Origin of the sequence: Microlunatus aurantiacus, from assembly GCF_039536605.1 — a bacterium.
In the GTDB taxonomy this organism is placed as follows: Bacteria; Actinomycetota; Actinomycetes; order Propionibacteriales; family Propionibacteriaceae; genus Microlunatus; species Microlunatus aurantiacus.
In genome coordinates, this window is record NZ_BAAAYX010000002.1 from 797,810 (window position 1) to 823,111 (window position 25,302).

Consider the following 25,302-nt stretch of genomic DNA (forward strand, 5'->3'; position numbering starts at 1 on the left):
CTCGAGCCCTGTCCACAGATCGCCGTCGCCCCCGGTCGGATCCGCTCCGCGTCCTTTGTGTGCAGGTATGACACGACGCGCACCTGCTCCCGCCCCGACCCCCCGTCCGACCGTCCTGCGGGTCCGCGAGCCCGGCGACATCCTCGGCATCGTCCCGTACCTGCTGGGCTTCCACCCGGTCGAGTCGCTGGTCGTCGCGTTCGTCCGCGACCGGCGGATCGCGGTGACCGCCCGGATCGACCTGGCCGCCGTGGCTGACATCGAAGGTCTGCTCGACCAGCTCGAGCAGGTGGGATCGCGGGTCGGCAGCCGCTCGTTGGTGATGATCGGCTACAGCGCCGACGACAGCGTCCGCGGCGTGATGCGGGACCTCGCCGACCAGGTTCCCTGGGACCTGCTGGACGTGCTCGCGGTGTCGGGCGGGCGCTGGTGGTCGGTGTGCTGTGAGGAGGGACGCTGCGCCGAGGGGTGCTGCACGCCCGAGGGCCGACCGTACGACGTCGGCGCGCACCCGCTCGCCGCGCAGGCGGTCCTGGCGGGCATCTCGGCCACGGCCACCCGCGAGGAGATCGCCGCGCTGACCGCTCCGCCGCCGGCCTCCGAGCGAGACCGTCTGGGCCGGGCGACGAGCGAGGTCGCCGCACGGGTGGCCGGCAGCGGTGGCCGCCGCCGCCGGCAGCTGATGAAGCGGCTCGTCGAGAGCTCGCTGCACACCGGGACCACCGACGAGGTGCAGGCGATCGAGCTGGCGGTGCTCGCCCAGGACGTCGCCGTCCGGGACGTGGCGTGGGCGCTGATGACGCGACCGCGGGCGGACGAGCACCTGCAGCTGTGGCGTCGGGTGGTCGCGGTCGCGGTCCCGCCGTACGAGGCCGCCCCGCTGGGGCTGCTGGCGATCGCCGGCTGGCTCAGCGGCAACGGTGCGCTGCTCAACTGCTGCATCGACCGGCTGGAGGAGGTCGATCCGGACTACTCCCTGCTGTGGCTGTGCCGGGACATCAGCGAGCAGGCGATCCCGCCGCGGCAGTTCGACGCCATCGCCGCGGAGCTGCGCAGCCAGGTGCACTGAGCGGGGTCGGCGCCGCTCGCCGTCCTCCTCTGGACCCGACCACCCAGCCGACCGGTCGGGCAGGTCGGCCGGGTGGAGAGGTGACAGCGCCTGGCCGGGCGGTCGACGACTCCGTTAGGTTGGCCCCCATGACAACCCGGTTCGTTGTGTGCGGCGAGACCCTGATCGACCTCATCCAGGTCGACGACCATTCCGGCGGCTTCCTCAGCTCGTCGTGGTCGGCCATGTCGGCCGGGGGCCCGATGAACAGCGCAGTGGCCCTCGGCGACCTCGGCGCGGACGTGCACTTCCTGGGCCGGCTGTCGCGGGACGCCTTCGGCGCGCAGCTGCGCGGGCACATCGAGGCGGCCGGGGTGGCGCTGGACCTGGCGACCGAGTCGTCGCAGGCCACCTCGCTGGCGGTGGTCAGCCTGGACGACGAGGGCAAGGCCAGCTACACCTTCCACTTCTCCGACACCGCCAACTTCGGCTGGCAGGAGGCGGACCTGCCGACCCTCGGGCACGGCGACTGGCTGCACATCGCCTCGCTGGCCTGCGTCGTCAGCCCGGGCAGCGACGTGCTCCTGGACTGGTCGCACGGCCTGAAGTCCGGCATCTCGTACGACATCAACGTCCGCCCCACGGTGATCACCGACCCCGAGGAGTACTGGGCGAAGGTCCGGCCCTGGCTGCGGGTGGTCGGTCAGCACAAGGGCATCCTCAAGGCCAGCGACGAGGACGTGGAGTTCCTGGCCCAGGTGGAGGCCCCCGGCAGCGACCCGGTGGACGTGCTCGCCGACTGGGTCGCCCAGTACGGCATCGGCCTCGGCGTGGTGACCCTCGGGCCCGGTGGCGCGGTGGCGGTCGACCCCGAGGGACACCGCACCGCAGTGAAGGGCTTCCCGACCCAGGTGGTCGACACCGTGGGGGCGGGGGACACCTTCATGGCCGGTTTCCTCGACGGACACGTCGGTCGGCAGCTGGACCTGGAGTCCTCCCTGCTGCGGGGCGCCGCGGCCGCCTCGATCGTCTGCTCCCGCCGGGGCGCCCAGCCGCCGACAGCCGACGAGGTGGACGCCCTGATCCAGACCCGGGCCGCCAGCCGCGTCTGACTCCGTTGGCCTGACTCCGCGAGTCTGAGTCCAGCGGGTCTGAGTCCAGCGGGTCTGAGTCCAGCGAGTCGGGTCCTGTCGCCCCCCCGCCGGTCCCGGAGAACCCAGGGGCCCGCGCCCGCGGCGGTCCAGGTGGCCTGATCCCGCCGCGGAGTCACGCACGGTGCATCTGTGGCGGTTCGCGCGGCCGGATCTCGCCGCGGAGTCACGTACGGCGCATCCGTGCCGGTTCGCGCGACCGGATCGCGCCGTCGAGTCACGAACGGCGCGCCGGTGGCGGTTCGCGCGCCCGGATGCCGCCGCGGAGTCAGCAACGGTGCGGTGGCGGTTCGCGCGGCCGGATCTCGCCGCGGAGTCACGTACGGCGTATCCGTGCCGGTTCGCGCGACCGGATCGCGCCGCGGAGTCACGCACGGTGCACCGGTGGCGGTTCGCGCGGGGCAGGATCGCGCCGCGGAGTCACGTACGGCGCACCGGTGGCGGTTCGCGCAGCCGGATCTCGCCGCGGAGTCACGCACGGTGCACCGGTGGCGGTTCATGCGGCCGGATCTCGCCGCGGAGTCACGGACGGCGCACCGGTGCCGGTTCACGCGACCTGGTCCCGCCGCGGAGTCACGTACGGGGGCTGCGCGTCCGACCCACCCACGAGGGCCTAGGCCTGGTCGCTGGCGATCTCGTTCCCGGCGGCGGCGTCACGGAGGACGCGGACGGCCTCAGCCGTGCGCTCCGTCGAGGGGAGCGACCCGTCGGCCTCGGTCACGTAGAAGGTGCCGATCGCCTGACCGGCCAGGGTGCCGACGTGAGCCGACCGGACCGAGAGCCGTCGGTCGCTGAGACCGCGACCGTAGGCGTACAGCAACCCGCTGCGATCGCCGGTGCGGACCTCGACCACGGCGGCGGTGGCGCTGGCTCCGGGCACCACCTCGACGAACGGCGGGGCCAGGTCGGTGCGCTGCGCCGTCCGCGCCTCCCGCTTGCGCACCATCCGCAGCATCGAGGAGTCGCCGTCCTCGAGCCGGTCCAGCTCCTGCACCAGCAGGGCCTGGTCGGGGAGGTCGGAAGGGCTCTGCTTGTCGACCCGCCAGGTGTTGACCGCCACCCCGTCGACGGTGTGCAGGGCCGCGGAACGCACCGACACCGAGTGGGAAGCCAGCAGCCCGGCCGTGTCCGAGAACAGCCCGAGCCGGTCGCTGGCCGCGATCACCAGCTGCATGCCACCCGGCTTGGATTCGACCAGCACCCGCGGCCGACCGTCCAGGCGCACCGACCGGGCCAGGCCGAGATCGACCAGGTCGTTGACCGGCAGGTCCGGTGCCTCGCCGACCAGCAGCGACTCCACGCTGTCGGCGAGCGCGTTCACCAGCTGCGCCCGCCACGGCGACCAGGCGGCCGGACCGGCCGCCTTGGCGTCGGCCTCGGTCAGGTACCGCAGCATCTGCAGCGTCTCCAGCCGTCCGTCCACCGCGGCCACCAGCGCGTCGACGGTGGCCGGGTCGCCGTGGTCCCGGCGGGTGGCCAGATCGGCCAGGGTGAGGTGCTCACGGACCAGCCGCTCGACCAGCTCCGCGTCCGCGTCGGGCAGTCCGACGTCCGTGGCGATCCGCCGCGCGACCGGCGCACCGACGACCGGGTGAGCCGCTCCCGCCCCCGGGAGCTTGCCGATGTCGTGCAGCAGACAGGCGAGCAGCAGCAGGTCGGGTCGCTCGACCTGGGTCAGGTGGCGCTGCACCTCGGCCACGCACTGCACCGAGTGCCGGTCCACGGTGTGGCGGTGCACCGGGTTGTGCTGAGGTCGGGCGGAGATGCCCTGCCAGGCGGGGAACCAGCGGATGATGCAGCCGGCGAGGTCGAGCGACTCCCAGACCGGCAGCAGGGCCGAACCGCTCGACAGCAGCTCGAACAGCGGGACCCGCGCCTCCTCGGGCCACGGGGTCGGCAGCGGCGGCGCGTGCTCGCCGAGGTTGTCGGCGGTGACCGGGGACAGGACGAGCCCACGCTGAGCGGCCAGGGCGGCCGCGCGGAGGTCGAGCAGGGGAGTGGTGGGGCTGGTCAGCCGGTCCAGGCCGACCTCGCCCTGGTGCACGATCAGACCGTGGGGGGCCTGGGTGTACTCGGGTCGTCGCTCCCGCCGCACGAACGAGAGCTTGCGCCGGACCGGCAGCACCTGGCGCGCGGCCCGGCTGGTCAGGTCGACGGCGTGGCCGATCCGGCGGGCCGCCATGCTCACGGCGCGCCGGAGGTCGTCGGCGTCGGTGTAGCCGAGCCGGGTGGCCACGTCGTCGACCTCGGTGGCCAGCAGCCGGTCCATGGTGCGGCCCGAGCTGAGGTGGAGGGCGTCGCGGACGTCGAGCAACCGCTCGTACGGGTCCTTGACCCCGGAGTGCGGGCGGTCCGTCAGCCAGGTGGCGGCCAGCGCGCGCAGCATGATCATGTCCCGGAAGCCGCCGCGGGCCTCCTTGAGGTCGGGCTCCAGCAGGTAGGCGGCGTCACCGAACGACTCGTGCCGCTCCTCCAGCGCCGCCAGCAGCTCGGGGAGCCGCTTGCGAGCGTTGGCCCGCCAGGCCGACAACAGCGCGGTCCGCGCTCCGCGGACCAGCTCGTCGTCGCCCACGACGACCCGGAGATCGAGCAGGCCGACCCCCGCACTCAGCTCGCGTCCCGCCACGTCGGCGCACTCGGCCGGGGTGCGGACGGAGTGGTCCAGCCGGACCGAGCTGTCCCACAGCGGATACCACAGGCCCTCGGCCAGCGTGTTGATCCGGTCCTGGTCCTTGCCGTCGTGCAGCAGCACCAGGTCGATGTCGGACCGGGGGCCGAGCTCGCGCCGGGCCAGGCTGCCGACCGCGGCCAGCGCGACCCCGGAGGCCGGACCACCGGCGGCGGCGTACAGCTCGACCAGCGCTTCCTCGATGCGATCGGTCATCAAACGCCGACGATCCGGCCCAGAGGTGGAAGACCACGTGGACCGGATCGCGACGTTGAGGCGCTCAGAGGTCAGGTCACGCTTCAGAGCGCGTCCAGCCCGCGCTCTCCCGTACGCACGCGGACGATGTCGTCCACGGGTACGGACCAGACCTTGCCGTCACCGATGCGGCCGGTCCGTGCGCTCTTGACCAGGACGTCGATGATGTCCTTGGCATCCTCGTCGTCCACGAGCACCTCAAGCCTCACCTTCGGGACCAGGTCCACGGTGTACTCGGCACCGCGGTAGACCTCGGTGTGGCCCCGCTGACGGCCGAAGCCCTGGGCTTCGCTGACCGTCATCCCCTCGACCCCGAAGGACTCGAGGGCCGTCTTCACTTCGTCGAGCATGTGGGGCTTGATGATCGCAGTCACGAGCTTCATGCCGTCACCTCCTGGTCTGAGTTGCTGGGCTCATCCTCGTCGACGCGGTGGCTGCTGCCGAAGGTGGCTCCGCGGCCGATCGAGCCGAGCGGGTTGAGGTCGTAACCGGTCTCGGCGTGCTCGACGCTGTCGATGCCCTCGAGCTCCTCCTCGCGGCTGATCCGGAAGCCGATGGTCTTCTCCAGCAGCAGTCCGATCAGGTACGTCAGCACGAACGACACGATGAGCACGCTGAACGCACCCACGGCCTGGCGCCACAGCTGGTCGACACCGCCGCCGTAGAAGAGGCCGTCGACACCCGCGGGCGCCGCGGCCGTCGCCAGGAAGCCGATGGAGATGGTGCCCCAGAGGCCACCCACCAGGTGCACGCCGACCACGTCGAGGGAGTCGTCGTAGCCGAGCTTGTACTTCAGGCCGACGGCCAGGGCGCAGAGCACACCGGCCACGGCACCGAGGATGATCGAGCCGATCGGGCTGACCGAGTTGGCGGCCGGCGTGATGGCCACCAGACCGGCGACGACACCGGAGGCCGCACCCAAGGAGGTGGCGTGCCCGTCCCGGATCTTCTCCGTCAGCAGCCAGGCCAGCGACGCCGCGCCGGTGGCGACCAGGGTGTTGACGAAGGCCACGGCGGCGGTGTTGCCCGCCGAGACCGCGGAACCGGCGTTGAAGCCGAACCAGCCGAACCACAGCAGGCCGGCGCCGAGCATGACCAGCGTCAGGTTGTGCGGACGCATCGGGTCCTTCTTCCACCCGATCCGCTTACCCAGCACCAGGGCGAGGGCGAGACCCGCCGCACCGGCGTTGATGTGGACCGCGGTGCCGCCGGCGAAGTCGAGCGCCTTGAGGTTGTTGGCGATCCAACCGCCGACGTGGGTGACCACGTCGTTGTCGTCAGTGAGGGTGAAGTCGAACACCCAGTGGGCGATCGGGAAGTAGACCACGGTGGCCCAGATGCCGGAGAAGATCAGCCAGGTGCTGAACTTCGCGCGGTCGGCGATGGCGCCGGAGATCAGGGCCACGGTGATGATGGCGAACACGGCCTGGAAGGCGACGAAGGCCATCGCCGGGTAGGTGGCGTCGGTGTCCTCCATCAGGCCCTTGAGTCCGAGGAACTCGGTCGGGTTGCCGAGCAGGCCGAAGCCCACGTCGTTGCCGAAGGCCATCGAGTAGCCGTACAGCACCCAGAGGACGGAGATGAGGGCGAGCGCGCCGAAGCTCATCATCATCATGTTGAGGACGCTCTTGGCGCGGACCATGCCGCCGTAGAAGAGCGCCAGGCCCGGTGTCATCAGGAGCACGAGGGCCGCCGATGTCAGCATCCAGGCGGTGTCGCCTGAATTCAGTTCGAGTGGAGTCATGCTTCTTCTTTCGGTGAAGGAGACTGGACTGGGACGAAACCCCGGCACGGCTGGATCCGGTGGACGTGCGAGGTTAGGGAGCACTCTGGTCGACGCGTGTTGCGCGGAAGACGCGTCAGGTTACGAGCGCGTCACAGATGTTGCTGTCCTGTGACAGCCGAGTTTCGACGGACGCGGTACTACGGAGAGGTCGTCCTCAGCGGACCCGTCAGGTGATCCGGCTCACCCGATCGCTAGGGTCTCGAGCATGACGTGGTTGGTGACCGGCGGGGCCGGCTACATCGGCTCGCACGTGGTGCGGGCGTTCCGGGACGAGGGCATCGACTGCGTGGTGCTGGACGACCTGTCCAGCGGGCATCGCGCGTTCGTGCCCGAGGACGTCCCGTTCGTGGACGGCTCCCTGGTCGACCGCGCCGCGGTGGACGAGGCCCTGGCCGGCGGGGTCAGCGGCGTGGTGCACCTGGCCGGCTTCAAGTACGCCGGGGTCTCGGTCAGCCGCCCGCTGCACACCTACACCCAGAACGTCACCGGCACGGTGGTGCTGCTGGAGTCGATGGCGGCCCACGGGGTCGAGCGGATGGTGTTCTCCTCCAGCGCCGCGGTGTACGGGACCCCCGACACCGACCTGGTCACCGAGGACAGCCCGACCCGGCCCGAGTCCCCGTACGGGGAGTCGAAGCTGATCGGGGAGTGGCTGCTCCGCGACCAGGCCAAGGCGACCACGCTGGCCCACACGTCGCTGCGCTACTTCAACGTGGTCGGCTCGGGCACCCCGGAGCTGCGTGACACCAGCCCGCACAACCTGTTCCCGATCGTGTTCGACGCCCTGGTGGCGGGGAAGACCCCGTTCATCAACGGCGGCGACTACGCCACCCCCGACGGCACCTGCGTCCGCGACTACGTCCACGTGGCCGATCTGGCGACCTCGCACCTGGCGGCGGCCAAGGCACTCGAGGCCGGGACGGCGCTGGAGCCGGTCTACAACCTCGGGAGCGGTGACGGGCTGTCGGTGCGACAGATCATGGAGGCGGTCGCGCGGGTGACCGGCATCGAGTTCACCCCCGAGGTGAAGGACCGCCGTCCCGGCGACCCGGCCGTCATCGTCGCCGAGGGCCGCCTCGCCGCCCGGGACCTCGACTGGCAGATGCGGCACACCGTCGACGACATGGTGCGCTCCGCCTGGGAGGCGCGCGAAGCCGCGCAGTGATCGCGCCGTATTATCGGTATTGACTTATATAAGCGACCGCCAATAGAGTCAGGGTCATGGACACCACCACCGACCCGATCGCGCTCGTCCGGGCCACCGACCGTCGCGTCGTCCCGACCGAGGTCGACGGCCTCCCGGCCCGCGTCGTCACCGCACGTCGCTCCTACCGCGCCGACATCGCCGACCTGTGGGACGCGCTGACCTCCGTCGAGCGGCTGCCGCGGTGGTTCGCCCCGGTCACGGGCGACCTCGAGCGGGGAGGTCGCTACCAGGTCGAGGGGAATGCGGGCGGTGAGATCCAGAGCTGTGAGCCGCCGCACCGGTTCGCGATGACCTGGGAGTTCATGGGAGCGGTCAGCTGGTTGGCGGTCGAGCTCACCGAGGTCGCCGACGGCACCCTCCTCGAGCTGCGCCACACCCAGCACACCGACAACGACTTCTGGCGCCAGTTCGGTCCGGGGGCCACCGGGGTCGGCTGGGACCTGTCCCTGCTCGGTCTCGGTCAGCACCTCGCCGGGGCGCCGGACGTGGACCCGGCCCAGGCGGAGGCCTGGTCGCTCTCGCAGGAGGGCAAGGCGTTCTCGACCGGCTGCGCGGACGGCTGGGCGCAGGCCGACATCGAGGCCGGCGCTGATCCGGAGACCGCGCGTGAGGCGGGTGCCGCCACCGGCGCGTTCTACCGGGGCGAGTCCGGCGAACCCGGCGAGCCGGCCTGAGGATGCACGTGCTCGACGTGCTGGGCGAGCCCGTACGCCGCCGGATCCTGGAGCTGCTGGGGCCGGGCGAGGTGTCGGCCGGTGCGGTCGCGGCCGGTCTGGCCGACGAGCTCGGGCTCTCCCAACCCGCCACGTCGCAGCACCTGAAGGTGCTCCGGGAGAGCGGTCTGGTGACCGTCCGGGCGGTCGGCACGTCCCGGCTGTACCGGATCGACCGAGACCGGATGGGGGAGGCGGTGACCTGGTTCGACCAGTTCGCCGATCCGTGGCAGCAGCCGCTGGACGCGCTGGAGACCGAGCTCGTGCGCGGGCGACGAGAGCGCCGCCGGACGGCTGGTCCTGAGGCGGGCCCCGGCGAGGGATCGAGCACTCACGTCGGTTGAACCCCGTCGCGGTGGGCCGGGGGGTCCCGGTGCGGCGTCCCGGTGCGGTCGGCCGAGAAGGAGATCGGGACACGCTTCTGTGACCGGGAAGGTGCCCGAACCTCCTGCTCGAACCTCAGCCGCCGTCGACGAGTCGCTCTCGCAGCACCGGCCAGGTCGCCGCGAAGCCGGGGTGCAGATCGAGCTCGGTCACCCGCGTGGCGGGCACCCAGCGGAGCTCGGCCGACTCCTCCTGCGGGACCAGGACCACCGGGCCGACCAGGGTCGCCAGCACGGTGACGTACGCCCACCGGCCGTGGTCGTCGACCAGCTCGCCGCCGATCCGGACGTCGTCCGCGCCGATGCCGGTCTCCTCGCCCGCCTCGCGCAACGCGCCCTCGGCGGACGACTCGTGGGAGTCGCGGGCGCCACCTGGGATGCCCCAGGTGTTCCCGCTGGCTGTCCACGCCGCCCGGTGCTGCAGCAGGATCCACGGGTCGTCGCCACGTCCCAGGTCCGCGATCAGCAGCCCGGCGGCCCCGTGCCGCCCCCAGTGCCGGTGTCCGAGGTCGCAGCTCACCCAGCCGTTGCCGTCATGCTCCACGGCTCGAGTCTGCCTGGTCGGGCCAGGCCGTTACCCTCACGTCGCGCACCTCGAGATCCAATGCGGCCTCCAGGGCCCGGGCGGCGGGGGCCAGAGCGGCGTCGGCCACGGGGCGGTGCGGCGGGAGCATGGTCACGTCCAGCCGGACCCGGCGGCCCGTGCCGACAGTCGTCCAGCGACCGACGATCCTGCCCTCGCTCAGCACCATCGGCGCGCAGATGGCGTTCTTCGCGCTCCACACCCGCCCCAGCTGCGCGGCGTCGAGGAAGCGCAACCGCCCCGCCTTCGCGTAGCCGAGCAGCAGCCCGTCGAACTCCGCCAGCAGGTGCACCCCGCTCGCGGCCTCCGGTGCCCCGGTGCGGGCGGCATGCTCGTCGTCCAGGTCGAGCATCGGCCGGCCGTCCGGTCCGACGCCGGTGATCACCCGGTCGCCGAGGGCGGTCAGGGCCCGCCGCAGCGGCGTCTTGCGGATGCCGAGGTAGAAGCAGACGTCGTCGACGGTGACCGGCCCGTACGCCCGCAGGTGCCGCTCGACCATGGCCAGCACGGCCTCGTCGAAGCCGTACGCCGGGAGCTCGGGCAGGGCGCGCGCGGCGGAGCGACGCCACACGTCGGTGCGCTTGTGCCAGGCGCTGTCCGGCGGTCGGCGGAGCAGCCCGGCCTGCCCCCAGAGCAGGAAGCGCACCTGGTCGGCGCGCCCGGCGAGCTCGGGCGGTCCGGCCGCCATCAGCCCGCGGGCGTGGTCGAGCAGGTCGTCCCAGGGCCGCCAGTCGGTCGCCGCGTCCTCCACCGCGGCGAGCAGCGCCCGGACGTGATCCGGAGGCACCTTGGTCTGGGTGGCCAGGAACGCGACCCGCCCCTCCCGGGCGATCCGCTCACTCCACCCGAACTGCTCCCGGCCGCTGGTGAAGACGGTGCCTCGCAGGGTGCTGGCCTTGACCAGGTCGTGGCTCTCGAACAGGGCCACCAGATCGGCGTACGCGGCCCCGGGCAGGCGCGCCGCGATGGTCGCGAACGGGGCCCGGGGGGCCTGGGACTGGATCGGGGCGATCCGGTCGACGACGGTCAGCACCGTCTCGCGGGTGGCCGGCGCCGAGCCGTCCAAGGGAGCGGGGAACTGGCGACGCAGGGTGCCCCGGCGCAGGTCCTCCTCGCTCCACTGCCGCATGGCTGGCACCCTATGACCCATGACCCGACCCGTTCTCGACACGTTCGCGCTGACCGGCAAGAAGGCCCTGGTGACCGGAGGCAACCGGGGGATCGGGTACGCCCTGACCCAGGGGCTAGCCGAAGCCGGCGCCTCGGTGGCCTTCGCCTCCCGGAACGCCTCGGCCAACGCCGAGGCCCAGCAGCGGCTGGCCGACCTGGGTCTGCCGACCGTGGCCCTGGCCGGCGACATCACTGCCTCCGCCGACACCGTGGTGCAGCACGCCGTCGACGCCCTGGGCGGACTGGACATCGTGGTCAACAACGCGGGCATCTGCTACCACCGGCCGGCGCTGGACGTGCCCGACAGCGAGTGGGACGACGTCTTCGACCTCAACGTCAAGGCGCTCTGGCAGGTGTCCCGGGCGGCCGCCCGGCACTTCCGCACCGCCGGCGGTGGCTCCATCGTCAACATCGGCTCCATCTCCGCGCTGATCGTCAACCGGCCGCAGTGGCAACCGGCCTACAACGCCTCCAAGGCCGCGGTGCACCAGCTGACCAAGTCGCTGGCCGCGGAGTGGGCGCCGTACGACATCCGAGTCAACGCGCTCGCCCCGGGCTACGTGAAGACGGAGATGGCGCCGGTCGACCAGCCCGAGTTCAAGGCCCGCTGGATCGACGACGCCCCCCAGCAGCGGTTCGCGCTGCCGGAGGAGCTCGCCCCGGCGGTGGTGTTCCTGGCCTCGGACGCCTCGGCCTTCATGACCGGGTCAGTCCTGGTGATGGACGGCGGCTACACGGTCTACTGAGCCGCACCCGGGTCTTGAGTGGGAGTTCGTCACCGAGAACGGTGATGAACTCCCACCGAAGACGCAGCGAACGCCGAAACGACGGGATCCTGACGGACCTGCTGCGCTAGGCTGGACTCATGCATCGCCGAGTGCTCCTTACCTAGCCGCGCGACCACCAGGTCTGCGCGGCAGCCCCTCGTGCCGAGATCGGCCGCAGGGGCTTTTTCATGCCCGGCGACCCCGGGCGACCAGGAGCACGACGACCGAGGAGAGACATGACTGAGCAGAGTGCGCCGACCGTCGACGACCCGACGGAGGCTGAGCACCGCTACGACGGCGATGCGGAGCACCGGTACGACCCCGCGGCGGCGCAGCAGCGCTGGCAGGCGTTCTGGGCGGCGGACCAGACCTTCGTCCCGGCCGACGACGGCTCGGCTGAGCGGCGCTACGTGCTGGACATGTTCCCGTACCCCTCCGGCGACCTGCACATGGGCCACGCGGAGGCGTTCGTGATGGGCGACATCGTGGCCCGGCACCTGAAGCTGCAGGGCTACGACGTGCTGCACCCGATCGGCTGGGACTCCTTCGGGCTGCCCGCCGAGAACGCCGCGATCAAGAACAACACGCATCCCGCCGAGTGGACCTACGCCAACATCGAGACCCAGGCCACGTCCTTCCGGCGCTACGGTCTGAGCTTCGACTGGAGCCGGCGGCTGCACACCTCCGACCCCGAGTACTACCGCTGGACCCAGTGGCTGTTCCTGCGGTTCCGCGAGCGCGGCCTGGCCCACCGCAAGGCGTCGTACGTCAACTGGTGCCCCCACGACCAGACCGTGCTGGCGAACGAGCAGGTGGTCAACGGTGCCTGCGAGCGCTGCGGCGCCATCGTCACCAAGCGGCGACTGACCCAGTGGTACTTCAAGACCACCGAGTACGCCCAGCGCCTGCTGGACGACATGGCCGACCTGGAGGGCGGCTGGCCCGAGCGGGTGCTGGCCATGCAGCGCAACTGGATCGGTCGGTCCGAGGGCGCCTACGTGGACTTCGAGATCGACGGCCACGCCGACCCCGTGACCGTGTTCACCACCCGCCCCGACACCCTGTACGGCGCCACCTTCTTCGTGGTGGCCCCCGAGGGTGAGCTGGCCGCGCAGATCGTCGCCGACGACCGCCGTGCGGAGTTCGAGGCCTACCTGGACCAGGTGAAGCTGGCCACCGAGATCGAGCGGCAGGCCACCGACCGCCCCAAGACCGGGGTGTTCCTGGGCGTCCACGCGACCAACCCGGTCAACAACGAGCGGATCCCGGTCTACGCCGCCGACTACGTGCTGGCCGACTACGGGACCGGCGCGGTGATGGCCGTGCCGGCTCACGACCAGCGCGACCTGGACTTCGCCCGCACCTACGACCTGCCGGTGATCGAGGTCATCTCCACCGGCCAGCCGGACCCGGCCACCTCGGGTGTCGCGACGCCGGGTGACGGCACGTACGTCAACTCGGGTCCCCTGGACGGGCTGACCGACAAGGCCGCCGGGGTGTCGACGATCGTCGGCCAGCTGGAGGAGGCCGGGGTCGGCAAGGGTGCTGTCACCTTCCGGCTGCGCGACTGGCTGCTGAGCCGCCAGCGCTACTGGGGCTGTCCGATCCCGATCATCCACTGCCCGGACTGCGGTGAGGTGGCGGTGCCCGACGACCAGCTGCCGGTGACCCTGCCGGAGCTGAGCGGTGCCGCGCTGGCGCCCAAGGGCGTGTCGCCGCTGGCGAGCGCGACCGACTGGGTGAACGTCGACTGCCCCTCCTGCGGCGGCCCGGCCCAGCGGGACACCGACACGATGGACACCTTCGTCGACTCGTCCTGGTACTTTTTCCGCTACTGCTCTCCCGGCGACGTCGAGGGACCGTTCGACCCCGACGACGTCCGCCGGTGGATGCCGGTCGCGCAGTACGTCGGCGGGGTCGAGCACGCGATCCTGCACCTGCTGTACATGCGGTTCTTCACCAAGGTCCTGCACGACATGGGGCTGGTCGACTTCGACGAGCCGATGCAGCGGCTGCTGAACCAGGGCCAGGTGATCAACCAGGGCAAGTCGATGAGCAAGTCCCTGGGCAACGGCGTGGACCTGGGCGAGCAGATCGACGCGTACGGCGTCGACGCGGTTCGCCTGACGGTGGTGTTCGCCGGTCCGCCCGAGGAGGACATCGACTGGGCCGACATGTCGCCGGGCGGGTCGGCGAAGTTCCTGCAGCGGGCCCACCGCCTGGCGCACGACGTGTCCAGCGCACCCGGAGTCGATCCCGCCACCGGGGACGCGGGCCTACGGCAGACCACCCACCGGCTGCTGGCCGACATCGACGACTGCATGGCCGGGCAGCGGTTCAACGTGGTGGTCGCCCGGGTGATGGAGCTGGTGAACGCCGCCCGGAAGGTGGCCGACGCCGGTGCCGGTCCGGCGGACCCGGCCGTCCGCGAGACCGCCGAGATCGTCACGGTGGTGCTGAGCCTGATCGCCCCGTACATCGCGGAGGAGATGTGGGAGGCCCTGGGCCACGCGCCGTCCGTGGCCAAGGCGACCTGGCCGCGGTTCGACCCGGCGCTGCTGGTCACCGAGACCGTGACCTGCGTCGTCCAGGTGCAGGGCAAGGTCCGCGCCCGGCTGGAGGTGTCCCCGGACATCACCGAGGACGAGCTGCGGGACCAGGCGCTGGCCGAGGAGGCCGTGGTGCGCAGCCTGGCCGGCCGGGAGATCGCCAAGGTGATCGTGCGGGCGCCCAAGCTGGTCAGCATCGTGCCTCGCTAGTCGTCACTCGCTGTGTTGGTCGTCACTCGCTGCTCCGCTGCTCGCCGAGTGGTCCTGACTTCCCTCGGCGCGCGCAGACGGTGAAGCGCTGTCTGCGCGCTTCTCAGTCCAGACAGGACCGGGCGCTCCGCTGCGCGGCCGCTCGCGACGGGTGTCGCTCCTCGCTGGCGCTCGTCGTGACGGGCGCTGATTGAGCAAACACCGGTCCAAGAACCTGCTGACGCCCCCTTTTGCAGTCTGACGCCCCCTCTGCAGGCGGGGCGTGGGCATGCGAAAGGGGGCGTCAGCGGGTGGGGGGAGCGGTGCCGGCGAGGACGGCGCGGAGGCCGAGGTGGTCGGTGCCGGGGACCTCGAAGGTCTGGAGCGACGTGGCGGTCAGCGGCGCGTCGACCAGGACGTGGTCGATGCCGATCAGCGGCGGGAAGCGCCGGTCGGCCGGGTAGGTGCGGACGAAACCCGAGCCGGCCAGGTCCGCGGCACTGCGCCACCCGTCGGCGTACAGGTCCCGCATGGGTCCGTGGTCGTCCACGGCGTTGAAGTCGCCGGCCACGACCGTCGGGGTGTCGTCCAGCCGGGCGACGTACTGCCGCAGCTCGGTGTGCTCGGTCGACCACAGTCCCGGTCCACAGAACGGGTTGCACGGATGGACCGCGACCACCCGGAGCGGCCCGAGCTGGGGCGTGTCGACCACCGCGGACCACTGCTGGAAGGAGCTGGCCGGCAGGGCCTCGGACGACGTGATGGGGTAGCGGGAGAAGATCACCGACCCGCTGTCGAACTGCAGCGGTGCGCCGACCCCGTACGGCAGCTCCTCGCGGAACGCCGCGGGCAGGGCCTCGACCCAGCTGGGGCTGGCCTCGACGAAGGCCACGACGTCGGCGCCCCGAGCGGCTTCGGCGACGATCGCGGGATCGGCGGCGCCGGCGCGGACGTTGAGGCTGACCACGGTCAGCGGATCCGTGGCGACCGGCCGGTCGTTCGGGACCCATGCAGGTCCCTGCCAGGCGAGCGCGGCGAGCAGCCCGACCAGGACGACCAGCGTGAGCATCACCAGACTGACGCGGGCGAAAGCCGCGCTGCGCCTGGCTCGGAGCGCGGCGACGCCGAGCAGCAGCAGCGCCGGCACCCACAACACGAGCCCGTACGGGATGAACGACGCCAGCAGAGCGGGGCCGTCGTCGGTGGGCGGCACGATCCGCAGGGCCGTGGCCACGAGGGCCGGCACCAGACTCAGCAGTCCGAGACTGACCAGCCACCCCTGCCCCGCCCGGACGTGCCGGCGGGTGTCCCAGGCGTCGTCGACCGATCCCATCAGGCGCGCCGACGGGGGGCCGCCGGGTTGGTGCGCACCATCTTCAGCTCCACCGGGTGCGGGGGGTACTCGCTGTCGGACCGCTCGTCGGTGTCCCGCCACCCACGGGAGCGGTAGAAGCCGCGCGCCTGGAGGTTGTCCTCCAGCACCCACAGCGACAGCTCCCGGGTGCCGGTGGCCATCAGCTCCTCGGTCGCGTACTGCAGCAGCAGCGAGCCGTGCCCCTGGCGGGCGTACCGGGGGGAGACGGCCAGGTGGCGCAGCTGCCCGCGGCTGTCCCAGGCGACCAGCCCGACCGGCATGGCGTGTTCCTCCAGCACTCGCAGCTGCACCTGGCGGTCGCGGAGGAGTCGTCGCCAGCGCCGGCGGACCTCGGCGGTGGGGTAAGGATGCTCCGCCGCGTCGAAGACGTGACCTAGTCCGGCCTCGCTCGCGGCCCGCTCGATGGCCGTCAGCAGCTCGAGATCGGCCTGCCGCGCCCGCCGGAGGCGGATGCCGGTCTGGTCGTCCTCCAGCGGCGGATCGAACCGGTCCTGCAGGTCCTCCAGCTCGGCGACGACCCGGTCCGCTCGGGTGCTGCGCCCCTTCGTGGTGGCCGAGCGCGACTTCTGCACGCACCAGGCCTCGGTCCGCGCGACCTCCGTACCCAGGACCAGACCGTTCTCCCCGGGGGCGATCACCGTGAGGTCGTCCCAGTCGAGATGGGTCCGCCGACCGGGGTTGACCACCTCGACCCCGTCCGGCCCGGCGATCAGCCGAGGGTGCAGACCGAACCGCCAGCCGTAGACCACAGCTGCCGCGGCCAGCACGGCGAGGAAGACCGCGATCAGCAGATCCCCCGAGCGGAGGTAGGTGAGCACCGCGAGCGCCGGCACTCCCACACCGGCGGCGGCGACGAAGATCCAGACCGCTGCCAGGGTCCCGGTGGAGACGCGCCAGACACGTCGGGTCCGGACGGTCATGCAGATGCTCCTCGGTTCCCGTACCGCCCAGGGGAGTCCGTTCGCCTAGGGTGGCGCCATGTCCGGCGTCGCGGTGGTGACCGACTCTACGTCGTCCCTGGCCCCCGACGTGGCGGATCGGGCCGGCGTGGTCGTCGTCCCGCTGCAGGTCATCGTGGACGGTACGAGCCGCCCGGAGTCCTTTCGTCCGAGCGCCGGAACGTTGTCGCCCGGCGCGGTGGCCGCCGCCCTCCGGGAGGGACGGACCGTGTCGACCTCGCGCCCGTCCCCGGAGGCCTTCGACCTGGCGTACGCGGCGGCGGCGGAGCGCGGCGCCACGTCGATCGTCTCGGTGCACCTCAGCGGGGCGATCTCCAGCACTGTCGACGCGGCCGAGCTGGCCGCCCGGTCGGCGTCGATCCCGGTGACGGTGGTGGACAGCCGGACGGTGGCTGCGGCCTGTGGGTTCGCCGCTCTCGCGGCGGCCTCGGCGGCCCGGTACGGGGCCGGGGCCGAGGAGGTGGCCGGGATCGCTCGGCGACGCGCGGCCGGCGCGTCGACGTACTTCTGCGTGGAGAGCCTGGAGTACCTGCGCCGTGGTGGGCGGATCGGCGCCGCCCAGGCCCTGCTCGGATCGGCCCTGGCGGTCAAGCCGTTGCTCACGGTCACCGACGGTCGGATCACCCCGTACGAGCGGGTGCGGACGATGTCGCGAGCTCTGGCGCGTCTGGAGGAGCTGGCTCTCGAGGCACTGACGGGCTCGACGGGCGGAGCCGACGTGGCTGTGGTGCACCTGGACAACCGGTCGGCCGCCGACCGGCTGGCCCGTACGCTCCGGGGCCGCGACGCCGGGGGCGTCTCGGTCACGGTGTCCGAGATCAGTGCCGTGCTCGGAGTGCACTGCGGTCCGGGCACGGTGGGAGTGGTGGTCTCGCCCCTCGACTGAGGCCCGTCCGCGCGCGACCGGTCCGGTTGTCCACAGGAGGATCGCGACCTCGAGCGGTGTCCACAGCCTGCCGGCGACCCCGTACGACAACGGGGCACCGTCCTTAGGTTCTGGACATGCCCCGCCGAGATCGGATCGACCCGGAGACCGCGCGCCTGGTGGAGCAGCGGCTGCAGTGGCTGCTGCAGGAGAACGGGCCCGACCACCGGTCCGCGACATCACCGGGCGGGACCGACCCCGGGAGCGCGACGAGCGGTCAGGCTGGTGCGAGCCGCCCGCCGAGCCATCGGGTCGACCGGGGCCAGCCGGAGCCCCTTCCGGGAGCTCGGTCGGGGCCGCGAGCGGCCGGCTCACCGCCACCGACCGGCGCCCGGTCCAGGCCCACCGACCCGGTCCGGGCGAGCGGCCGACGACCACGTGTCGCCGAGCTTCCCCCGACCGGTGCCGGGCTGCCCGGTCCGGGGTTGCTCGGTGCGCTGACCGGATTCCGTCGCCCCCACCTGCTGGTGGTGGCGGTGATCATCGTGCTCGCCATCCTGGTGGCCGGCTGGGCGGTCCTGCGGGCTCGCCCGGTGGCGGTGGCCGTCACCCCACCGCCGGCCACCGGCCCCGGAACGCCCCCCGTCGGCGGATCCCCCGCCGCCCCGGCTGGACCGGCGGAGACGTCCGGTCCCAGCGCGATCGCGTCGACCGCCGGGGTGGTGGTGCACGTGCTGGGCGCGGTACGCCGACCCGGTCTGGTCGACCTCCGGAGCGGGGACCGGGTCCAGGACGCCATCGACGCCGCCGGCGGGCTCACCGGCAAGGCCGACCCGGGTGAGCTCAACCTGGCCCAAGCGGTCACCGACGGGCAGCAGATCGTCGTGGGCACCAAGAACAAGCCGGCGGGGGAGGTGCGGGACGGCTCCGCGAGCGGGGGTGGGTCGAGCGGAAATGGGGCGGGCGGGGGTGGGTCGGGCGGGGGTGGGTCGGGACAGCCGGTGAACCTGAACAGCGCCTCACCGGCGGAGCTGGAGGAGCTGCCCGGCGTCGGGCCGGTGATGGCGGGCAAGATCGTGGCCTGGCGCACCGAGAACGGCCGCTTCAGCCGGATCGAGGAGCTGCAGGAGATCGACGGCGTCGGGCCCAAGACGTACGCGAAGCTCGCACCGCTGTGCCGGGTGTGAGCGGCGCCGGGTCGCCGGCGACGGACGCGGAGTCGGAGGAGGAGGTGTCCGGCCGCGGTTCGAGACCGCGACCGGATCACGACGTCCGACTGGTGCCGGTGGCGGCAGCGGGGTGGGCCGGGGCGTGGCTGGGCACCGGGCTGACCGGTCCGGACCGGTGGTCGGTGACGACGGTCGTGGTCGTGCTGGTGGTGTCGTCGGCAGCAGCCGGGATCGCCCGCCGGCGTCGCCTCGTGGTCGTGGCCGCTGCCGCCCTGGCCCTGCTCGGCAGCGTCGTCGTGGGTGGCCTGGTGGCGCAGGGGGTGACCCACGGGCCGGTGGCGGACCTGGCCAGATCCCGCGCCGTGGTCGCTGCCGACGTCCTGGTGCGAAGCGACCCGCAGGTCCGGACCGGCCAGTTCGGCGGGTACGCGACAGTCCGCGTGCGGGTGGAGACGATCAGCGGGCGCGGGCGGACCTGGGCCGTGCGGTCCCCGGTGCTGCTCGTCATCGGCGGCGATCAGGCGGTCGAGTCCTGGCGGCGGGTGCTGGTCGGCAGCAGCGTCCGCGTCACCGGACGGTTGGAGACGGTGGACCGGGGATCGGACATCGCCGCCGTCCTGCGGGTCCGCCAGGGTGCCGACGTCCGGGCACCGCCGAGCCGTTCGCTGCTGGTGGTGGAGCGCGTCCGCGAGGGGCTGCGGACCGCCGTCGCGCACCGCCCGCCGGAACCCCGGGCGCTCGTCCCGGCGCTCGTCCTCGGCGACACCTCGGCCATGACCGACGACCTGCAGCGGAGCTTCCAGGCCACCGGGCTGACCCATCTGACCGCCGTCTCGGGCGCGAACCTGACGCTGCTGCTGGCGTTCCTGCTGTTCGCGGCGAAGTGGTCGGGGGTGCGGGGGTGGTGGCTGCGGGGGGTCGGCCTGGGCGGGGTGGTGGTGTTCGTCGCCTTGTGCCGGACCGAGCCGAGCGTCCTGCGGGCGGCGGCCATGGGGTTGGTGGCACTGGCGGCCTTGGGGGCCGGGGGTGGCCGCAAGGGGTTGCGGCAGCTGAGTGTGGCGGTGCTGGTGCTGGTGATGCTGGATCCCTTCCTGGCGAGATCGGTGGGGTTCGCGCTGTCGGTGCTGGCCAGCGCGGGGATCGTCTGGTGGGCGTCGTCCTGGGTGGCGGTGGCGGTGTGGTTGCCGCGTCCGGTGGCGGAGGCGGTGGCGGTGCCGTTGGCGGCGCACCTGGCCACGTTGCCGGTGGTGGCGGCGTTGTCGGGAGCGGTGAGCGTCTCCGGGCTGCTGGCCAACGCGCTGGCGGGCCCGTTCGTGGGGCCGGCGACCGTGCTGGGGTTCGCGGCGGCGGGTCTGTCGTTGGTGAGTCCCTGGCCGGCCGCGGCGGCGGGGTGGTGTGCGTCGTGGTGCGCGCAGGTGATCATCTGGGTGGCCCAGGTCGGTGCCGCCCTGCCGGGCTCGTCGTGGCAGTGGCCCGCGACCCCGGTGGCGTTGGGGGTCCTCGGGGTGGTGGCGCTGGCGGCCGGTGTCTCGGTGCGTGTCCTGGCCCGTCATCGCTGGTGGGCGCTGGCCGGGTCGGTGCTGATGGCGGCGGGGATGCTGACCGGGCCGGTTCAGCCGGGGTGGCCGCCGCGGGAGTGGCGCGTGGTGGCGTGCGCGGTCGGTCAGGGTGACGGCCTGGTGCTGCGGGCCGGCCCGGGACAGGCGGTGGTGGTCGACGTGGGTCCGGACCCGGTGGCGATCCGGCGGTGCCTGGCCGGGTTGCGGATCAGGTCGGTGCCGGTGGTGGTGCTGACGCACTTCCACGCCGATCACGTCGACGGGCTGTCCGGGGTGCTGGGTCGGTTGCCGGTCGGCCAGGTGTGGGTGAGTCCGTACGCGTCGCCGTCGGCGGAGGCCGCCGAGGTGGCAGCGCTGGCGCGGGCGTCGGGGGCGGTGGTGCGTTCGCCTCCGGTCGGGGAGACCGGGCGGGTGGGAGGGGTGTGGTGGCAGGTGCTGGGACCGGTGGGTCTGCCCCGTGGTGCGGCTGGGGGTGGTGCCGGGGGCCGCTCGGCGGACGCGGGGGAATCGGCCGAGTCCGGCGCCGAGAACGACGCGAGTCTGGTGCTGCGCGTCGGGGTCGACGATCTGACGGTGCTGCTCACCGGTGACGTCGAACCCGACGGGCAGGCCCGGATCCTGGCCACCGGTGCCGATCTGTCGGCGGACCTGTTGAAGATCCCGCACCACGGTTCGCGTCGACAAGATCCTGCGTTCTTCGCGGCGACCGGTGCCCGGATCGCCGTGGCCAGCGCCGGGGAGGGCAACTCCTACGGCCATCCGGCCCCCAGCACGCTGCGCCTCGCAACGCACCTGGGCATGACCGTGCTGCGCACCGACCAGCAGGGCAGCATCGCGATCACCGACCGCGACGGGCGGCTCGCCGCCGTCACCCAGCGCTGAGCGGGGGTGACACCCGACTCCGCGGCGGGATCAGCCGTCGGCCGCCGCCAGCGGTCGGGCGCCGCCGCCCGGTTCAGCGGTCAGGCGTCGCCGCCCGGTTCAGCGGTCAGGCGTCGCCGCCCGGTTCAGCGGTCAGGCGCCGCCCCCGCCGGCGGACGCAGCGGTCAGCCGAGCTTCTTGCCCGTCTGCGGGTTCAGGCTCACGGTGGTGTTGCTGCACTGGGTGACCACCGACGGCTGCTCGACGAACTCGGTCACCCGTCCGGCGGTCGGGTCGTCGCCGGCATCGGCTCCGGCGAACCTGAGCTTCAGGTCGCCGTCGTCGTCGCACCGGAACGTCCAGACCCGCTCGCCGTCGGCCACCCGGATGCCCTGCAGCTGATCGGGGGCGCTGCCGAAACCGGCGCCGTCGTGGCTGGCCACGACCACCACGGGTCCGTACTGGGCGGCCACGACACGACCCTTGATCGAGACACCGTCGGGCGTCTCGGCGCGCACCGGCGAGATCTGCTCCGCCAGCTGGTGCTGGGCCGTCTGGGCGTAGCCGTTGAACGCGGTCACCGTGTTGCAACCGGAGCCGGACAGCGCGACGGTCCGCGCGGCCAGCTTCTCCGGTTGCTGCGTCCAGGACGCACAGGTCAGGGCGAGATCGCCGGCGGGGCTCCCGAGCGCGATCTGCTGCGCACGGGCCTGTCCGGCGGACGACGCGACGGCTCCGGTCACGGCCAGGACCGCGACGCTGATCCCGAGGATGAGCAGGCGGGGGCCGAGCGCACCCGGTCGCCGGTCGCCGGTCGCCGGTCGGACCCAGGGCGTACGGACCGGCTGCCACGGCGGGACGAGCATGTACCAGGCCCAGCCGACGAGCACCACAGCCACACCACTGAGGTAGACGGCGATGTTGGCCGGGGTGATGAGCGCGGCGTACTGCAGCGAGTCCTGTCCGCTGGCCAGCAGCTCGGCCGCGGCGTCGCGGAGCTCGGGGGCGAAGAGCGCACGCCCCAGCGCGATCGCCAGCGGGTGCAGCAGGGCCACCAGCACGACCAGCCAGAGCACCCGGGTGGAGCGTCGAGGAAGGGCGTCGGTCGGCGCCCAGATGAGTCGGTAGACGGTCACGCCGACGGCCGCCACCCAGGCAGCCATCAGCGCCAGGCCGACGAACGACCCGAGGAACTGCCCGCGAGCCAGCAGACCGAGCAACGTGACCACGGTGCCCATGGCCCCGAGGTAGCCGAGCAGCGCCGGGACCACCAGCCGCAGCTGCCACTGGCGGGCGCGAAAGAGCGCGGGCAACGGCAGCGAGGCCAGCAGCAGGAAGGTCGGGATCAGCGACCCACGACCGACCTGGACGTCGGCGACCGGTTGGCCCTGGCTGGTCAGGGCGGTGGACGCCAGGGGACCGAGCTGGTCGAACAACCAGGCGTGGCCGGGGAAGCGGCCGAACTCCGGCACCCAGTGGGCGACCAGGAAGACGGCGTTCACGGCCACCGCGATGATCATCGGCAGCTGGGCCCACTGCAGCGCGGTGCGTGGATCACGCTGCTTGCGGCTGCCCTGGGGCGGCGGCCCGGCGTACTCGACGTCGGGCAGGTCCTGGGCATCGAAGCTGAGGGTGCTGCTCATCAGTCGGTGGTGAACTCGATGTGGCGGTGGGGGAGCAGCCGTCTCAGGGCCTCGACCTCCGAGCCGTTCAGACTCGGCCGGCCGGGATGGGCCTGCTCGGGACTGGCCAGGGGGCGATCCAGCCTGATCCGCAGCAGGTCGCCGTCCCGCAGCGACTCGACCGAGCGCAGGTTGACGTTGTCCTCGTCGACCTGCTCCAGCCAGCTGCTCACGAGGGTCTCGTAGTCCTCGGCGTCGCTGACCACGAGGCAGGTGGTGCGCTGACCGTAGAGCTCGGAGAAGGCTCCCTGGAGGCGGGGCAGGTCGTAGTCCCCGGGCGGTCCGCTGCAGACCGCGACGACGGTGGCCTCAGCGCCCACCATCGCGCCGGCGATGCCGAGCACCGGCACCATCGACCCCGACCACCACACCCGGCGTAACCGAGCGTCCAGCGACAGCTCGAGCTGGGTCGCGGACGGGGAGCGGTGGTCAGTGGTCGGTCGCGGCTGAGCAGGCCGGTCACTCGAGGAGCGGTGGCTCGAGGTCGCCCCCGACGGCTCGATCGGTGCGACAGCGGTCGGCTCCGGCCAGGCCACGTCGACCACGGTCAGCCCCCGACGCACCAGCGTGCCGTTGGCGAACGAGGTGGGGACCCAGCGCTCCTCCAGCACGGCGGCCACCGTGTGCCGGCGGAGATCGGCCACCCGGTTCATCCGGAACGCGCCCCGGACGGTGCTCTCGATCTTGGCCTGCAGCTCCTGCATCAGGTACGCGCCGAAGGTGTCTCCGAACTCCGCGGCCAGGTCGGCGACGGCGGCGAAGTCGCCGGTGTCGAGCAGCTGGACCGTGACCTTGAGCGTCACCTGCGCGATCGACTGGTTGTCCAACGTGGTCAGGTCGCTGACCACCATGGTCAACGGCACCAGTCCGGTGGTCACCGGAAGCGCGAGCGAGGCGTACTGGAACGGGTTCCAGGTCGGCAGCACGGTCTCACCGGGGTGGCGCACCTTCGGGCGCTCGCCAGGAGGGAAGATGACCAGGACTGTGCCTGGTTGCACCCGTACGAGACGGTTCAGCTCGCGGGTCTGGCCGGTGAACGGCTGGTCCACGGAAGCGTCGGTCGTCATGCGGGGTGCCTGTCCATGGGGGAAGTCACGGCGGACACGGCGGCCCTTTCGGAGTCGAAACCTGGGCCATGTATAGCAACTGGGTCAGTCGTTTGCGCGGAGGCGCGAGCGAACGCCGCAGTGTCGTGACCGACTGGCATGCTGAGCCCGTGGCCAGCTCGAAGCGAACGCACGCGTCGACGTCGACGTACGGTGTCGCGACCCTGGTGACCGGGCCGGAGCGGCTGCTCGCGGAGCGGGCGATCGCTCAGGTTCTCGACCGCGCCCGAGCGGCCGAGCCGACCGTCGAGGTCGACCAGGTGTCCGCGGCCCAGCTCGATCCGGGTCGACTCGTCGAGCTGACCAGCCCGTCGCTGTTCTCCACCCGACGAGCCGTGGTGCTGGACGACCTCGCCGACTTGTCGAGCGACCTGGTGGGTCAGGTCGGCGACCTGGCCCGAGGGGTCGACGCCGATCTCGCCCTCGTGCTGGTGCACAACGGTGCCGCTCGCAACAAGAAGCTGGTGGACGCCGTCAAGGCGGCGAAGGCCGAGGTGGTCGAGTGCCCGACGGTCAAGGCCTGGGAGCTGCCTCAGTTCGTCTCCCGGGAAGCCCGGCGGCTGGGCGGGTCCGCCGACAGTGAGGCCCCGACGCTGCTGGTCGAGGCGGTCGGGCACGACCTGAGGGCCTTGGCGGCCGCCGTCTCCCAGCTCCTCGCGGACAGCGAGACCCAGGCGATCACCGCGACCCAGGTGCGGCGCTACTTCGGCGGCCGGGCCGAGGTGACCAGCTTCGCCGTCGCCGACGCCACGCTCTCCGGTCGCACCGGGATGGCGATGGAGCAGCTGCGCTGGGCTCTGTCGACGGGGGTGGCGCCGGTCCTGGTCACCAGCGCGTTCGCGTCCGGCGTGCGCGGGCTCGGCCGCCTGATCGGGGCGCCCGCCGGGCTCCGCGAAAGCGACCTCGCCCGCGAGGTGGGGGTCCCACCCTGGAAGCTCAAGTCGATGCGGGCCCAGGCCCGAGGCTGGGACCAGCGCGGTCTGGCCAACGCACTGCAGGCCGTCGCGGTTGCCGACGCCCAGGTCAAGGGCGCCGCCGACGACGCCGAGTTCGCGCTCGAGCAGCTCGTCCTCTCCGTCGCCGGCAACCGGCGCAGCTGAGGACACCGGCCGTCGCCTCGCTCCGCTGATCCTGCGGGCTCTCGCTCACTGGTCGGCTGCTGAGCACGCGTCGGACGGCCGTGGGTGGCTTCGCGGCGGTATCCGGGGTGGCCCTCTGCTCGACCGATGTAACCCCTGCTCGACCGATTTACCAGGG

General features: G+C 72.5%; 20 protein-coding genes. 11 read left to right on the plus strand and 9 right to left on the minus strand.

The features are described 5' to 3' along the window. The first annotated feature begins 67 nt into the window (after positions 1-67). Together ABD714_RS03860 and ABD714_RS03865 are read left to right on the plus strand one after the other, a co-directional pair. Positions 68-1,069 carry a DUF4192 domain-containing protein gene (locus ABD714_RS03860; protein WP_344810945.1) on the plus strand — a complete coding sequence of 334 codons (1,002 nt, stop codon included), beginning with the start codon at positions 68-70 and terminating at the stop codon, positions 1,067-1,069. Between the two features lie 128 nt (positions 1,070-1,197). Further along, entirely contained in the window at positions 1,198-2,160 is a 963-nt protein-coding gene (locus ABD714_RS03865) for a carbohydrate kinase family protein (protein WP_344810947.1), read from the plus strand. Positions 2,161-2,812: 652 nt separating this feature from the next. Here the strand turns inward: ABD714_RS03865 and ABD714_RS03870 are convergent. From ABD714_RS03870 to ABD714_RS03880, 3 genes are read right to left on the minus strand one after another with little or no spacing between them, the layout of a single operon-like run. Continuing rightward, a complete protein-coding gene (locus ABD714_RS03870) occupies positions 2,813-5,233 on the minus strand; it encodes a [protein-PII] uridylyltransferase (protein WP_344811274.1) in 2,421 nt (806 codons plus the stop codon). After that, a complete protein-coding gene (locus ABD714_RS03875) occupies positions 5,167-5,505 on the minus strand; it encodes a P-II family nitrogen regulator (protein WP_344810948.1) in 339 nt (112 codons plus the stop codon). Before ABD714_RS03875 ends, ABD714_RS03870 begins: the two co-directional genes overlap by 67 nt. Further along, positions 5,502-6,866, minus strand: coding sequence for an ammonium transporter (locus ABD714_RS03880; RefSeq protein WP_344810949.1), 1,365 nt, complete (start codon positions 6,864-6,866; stop codon positions 5,502-5,504). Before ABD714_RS03880 ends, ABD714_RS03875 begins: the two co-directional genes overlap by 4 nt. 247 nt (positions 6,867-7,113) lie before the next feature. Here ABD714_RS03880 and galE point away from each other — a divergent pair, with 247 nt between their 5' ends. Genes galE through ABD714_RS03895 form a run of 3 tightly spaced genes read left to right on the plus strand, consistent with a single transcriptional unit; the run spans position 7,114 to position 9,172 of the window. Next, a complete protein-coding gene (gene galE, locus ABD714_RS03885) occupies positions 7,114-8,073 on the plus strand; it encodes a UDP-glucose 4-epimerase GalE (RefSeq protein WP_344810950.1) in 960 nt (319 codons plus the stop codon). A 56-nt stretch (positions 8,074-8,129) separates the two neighbouring features. Continuing rightward, entirely contained in the window at positions 8,130-8,789 is a 660-nt protein-coding gene (locus ABD714_RS03890; protein ID WP_344810951.1) for an SRPBCC family protein, read from the plus strand. 2 nt (positions 8,790-8,791) lie between these two features. Next, positions 8,792-9,172: an ArsR/SmtB family transcription factor gene (locus tag ABD714_RS03895; protein WP_344810952.1), complete on the plus strand. Its 381-nt coding sequence runs from the start codon at positions 8,792-8,794 to the stop codon at positions 9,170-9,172. Positions 9,173-9,287: 115 nt separating this feature from the next. Here ABD714_RS03895 and ABD714_RS03900 read toward each other — a convergent pair whose 3' ends face one another. Together ABD714_RS03900 and ABD714_RS03905 are read right to left on the minus strand one after the other, a co-directional pair. Continuing rightward, on the minus strand, positions 9,288-9,755 hold the full coding sequence (locus ABD714_RS03900; RefSeq protein ID WP_344810953.1) for an NUDIX hydrolase: 468 nt from the start codon (positions 9,753-9,755) through the stop codon (positions 9,288-9,290). After that, positions 9,745-10,923, minus strand: a complete 1,179-nt coding sequence (locus ABD714_RS03905; protein WP_344810954.1) for a DNA glycosylase AlkZ-like family protein — start codon at positions 10,921-10,923, stop codon at positions 9,745-9,747. Before ABD714_RS03905 ends, ABD714_RS03900 begins: the two co-directional genes overlap by 11 nt. A 19-nt stretch (positions 10,924-10,942) precedes the next feature. Between ABD714_RS03905 and ABD714_RS03910 the strand changes: the two genes are divergently transcribed. Continuing rightward, positions 10,943-11,710, plus strand: coding sequence for an SDR family NAD(P)-dependent oxidoreductase (locus ABD714_RS03910; RefSeq protein ID WP_344810955.1), 768 nt, complete (start codon positions 10,943-10,945; stop codon positions 11,708-11,710). Positions 11,711-11,967: 257 nt separating this feature from the next. After that, on the plus strand, positions 11,968-14,490 hold the full coding sequence (gene leuS / locus ABD714_RS03915; RefSeq protein ID WP_344810956.1) for a leucine--tRNA ligase: 2,523 nt from the start codon (positions 11,968-11,970) through the stop codon (positions 14,488-14,490). Between the two features lie 283 nt (positions 14,491-14,773). Here the strand turns inward: leuS and ABD714_RS03920 are convergent, their stop codons facing one another. Together ABD714_RS03920 and ABD714_RS03925 are read right to left on the minus strand one after the other, a co-directional pair. After that, positions 14,774-15,802 carry an endonuclease/exonuclease/phosphatase family protein gene (locus ABD714_RS03920; protein WP_344810957.1) on the minus strand — a complete coding sequence of 343 codons (1,029 nt, stop codon included), beginning with the start codon at positions 15,800-15,802 and terminating at the stop codon, positions 14,774-14,776. Beyond that, a complete protein-coding gene (locus ABD714_RS03925) occupies positions 15,802-16,764 on the minus strand; it encodes a GNAT family N-acetyltransferase (RefSeq protein ID WP_344810958.1) in 963 nt (320 codons plus the stop codon). The genes ABD714_RS03920 and ABD714_RS03925 overlap by 1 nt, the downstream gene beginning before the upstream one ends. 58 nt (positions 16,765-16,822) lie before the next feature. Here ABD714_RS03925 and ABD714_RS03930 point away from each other — a divergent pair, with 58 nt between their 5' ends. From ABD714_RS03930 to ABD714_RS03940, 3 genes are all read left to right on the plus strand, one after another. Beyond that, complete coding sequence (locus tag ABD714_RS03930) at positions 16,823-17,689, plus strand: DegV family protein (protein WP_344810959.1); 867 nt, start codon at positions 16,823-16,825, stop codon at positions 17,687-17,689. A gap of 116 nt (positions 17,690-17,805) precedes the next feature. Beyond that, entirely contained in the window at positions 17,806-18,855 is a 1,050-nt protein-coding gene (locus tag ABD714_RS03935) for a helix-hairpin-helix domain-containing protein (RefSeq protein ID WP_344810960.1), read from the plus strand. A gap of 92 nt (positions 18,856-18,947) precedes the next feature. Continuing rightward, positions 18,948-21,278 carry a ComEC/Rec2 family competence protein gene (locus ABD714_RS03940; protein ID WP_344810961.1) on the plus strand — a complete coding sequence of 777 codons (2,331 nt, stop codon included), beginning with the start codon at positions 18,948-18,950 and terminating at the stop codon, positions 21,276-21,278. 164 nt (positions 21,279-21,442) lie between these two features. Here the strand turns inward: ABD714_RS03940 and ABD714_RS03945 are convergent, their stop codons facing one another. Beyond that, entirely contained in the window at positions 21,443-22,900 is a 1,458-nt protein-coding gene (locus ABD714_RS03945) for a hypothetical protein (RefSeq protein ID WP_344810962.1), read from the minus strand. Continuing rightward, on the minus strand, positions 22,900-24,006 hold the full coding sequence (locus ABD714_RS03950; protein ID WP_344810963.1) for an SPFH domain-containing protein: 1,107 nt from the start codon (positions 24,004-24,006) through the stop codon (positions 22,900-22,902). The genes ABD714_RS03945 and ABD714_RS03950 overlap by 1 nt, the downstream gene beginning before the upstream one ends. Before the next feature lie 149 nt (positions 24,007-24,155). On the opposite strand from ABD714_RS03950, the gene holA reads away from it, so the two are divergent. Then, positions 24,156-25,145, plus strand: coding sequence for a DNA polymerase III subunit delta (gene holA / locus ABD714_RS03955; protein ID WP_344810964.1), 990 nt, complete (start codon positions 24,156-24,158; stop codon positions 25,143-25,145). Positions 25,146-25,302: the final 157 nt, after the last annotated feature.

What these genes read in the sequence shown, in the direction of transcription:
- ABD714_RS03860 (WP_344810945.1), top strand. Translation starts at nt 68, where the DNA reads ATGACACGACGCGCACCTGCTCCCGCCCCGACCCCCCGTCCGACCGTC.
- ABD714_RS03865 (WP_344810947.1), top strand. Translation starts at nt 1,198, where the DNA reads ATGACAACCCGGTTCGTTGTGTGCGGCGAGACCCTGATCGACCTCATC.
- ABD714_RS03875 (WP_344810948.1), bottom strand. Translation starts at nt 5,505, where the DNA reads ATGAAGCTCGTGACTGCGATCATCAAGCCCCACATGCTCGACGAAGTG.
- ABD714_RS03880 (WP_344810949.1), bottom strand. Translation starts at nt 6,866, where the DNA reads ATGACTCCACTCGAACTGAATTCAGGCGACACCGCCTGGATGCTGACA.
- galE (WP_344810950.1), top strand. Translation starts at nt 7,114, where the DNA reads ATGACGTGGTTGGTGACCGGCGGGGCCGGCTACATCGGCTCGCACGTG.
- ABD714_RS03890 (WP_344810951.1), top strand. Translation starts at nt 8,130, where the DNA reads ATGGACACCACCACCGACCCGATCGCGCTCGTCCGGGCCACCGACCGT.
- ABD714_RS03895 (WP_344810952.1), top strand. Translation starts at nt 8,792, where the DNA reads ATGCACGTGCTCGACGTGCTGGGCGAGCCCGTACGCCGCCGGATCCTG.
- ABD714_RS03905 (WP_344810954.1), bottom strand. Translation starts at nt 10,923, where the DNA reads ATGCGGCAGTGGAGCGAGGAGGACCTGCGCCGGGGCACCCTGCGTCGC.
- ABD714_RS03910 (WP_344810955.1), top strand. Translation starts at nt 10,943, where the DNA reads ATGACCCGACCCGTTCTCGACACGTTCGCGCTGACCGGCAAGAAGGCC.
- leuS (WP_344810956.1), top strand. Translation starts at nt 11,968, where the DNA reads ATGACTGAGCAGAGTGCGCCGACCGTCGACGACCCGACGGAGGCTGAG.
- ABD714_RS03920 (WP_344810957.1), bottom strand. Translation starts at nt 15,802, where the DNA reads ATGGGATCGGTCGACGACGCCTGGGACACCCGCCGGCACGTCCGGGCG.
- ABD714_RS03925 (WP_344810958.1), bottom strand. Translation starts at nt 16,764, where the DNA reads ATGACCGTCCGGACCCGACGTGTCTGGCGCGTCTCCACCGGGACCCTG.
- ABD714_RS03930 (WP_344810959.1), top strand. Translation starts at nt 16,823, where the DNA reads ATGTCCGGCGTCGCGGTGGTGACCGACTCTACGTCGTCCCTGGCCCCC.
- ABD714_RS03935 (WP_344810960.1), top strand. Translation starts at nt 17,806, where the DNA reads ATGCCCCGCCGAGATCGGATCGACCCGGAGACCGCGCGCCTGGTGGAG.
- ABD714_RS03945 (WP_344810962.1), bottom strand. Translation starts at nt 22,900, where the DNA reads ATGAGCAGCACCCTCAGCTTCGATGCCCAGGACCTGCCCGACGTCGAG.
- ABD714_RS03950 (WP_344810963.1), bottom strand. Translation starts at nt 24,006, where the DNA reads ATGACGACCGACGCTTCCGTGGACCAGCCGTTCACCGGCCAGACCCGC.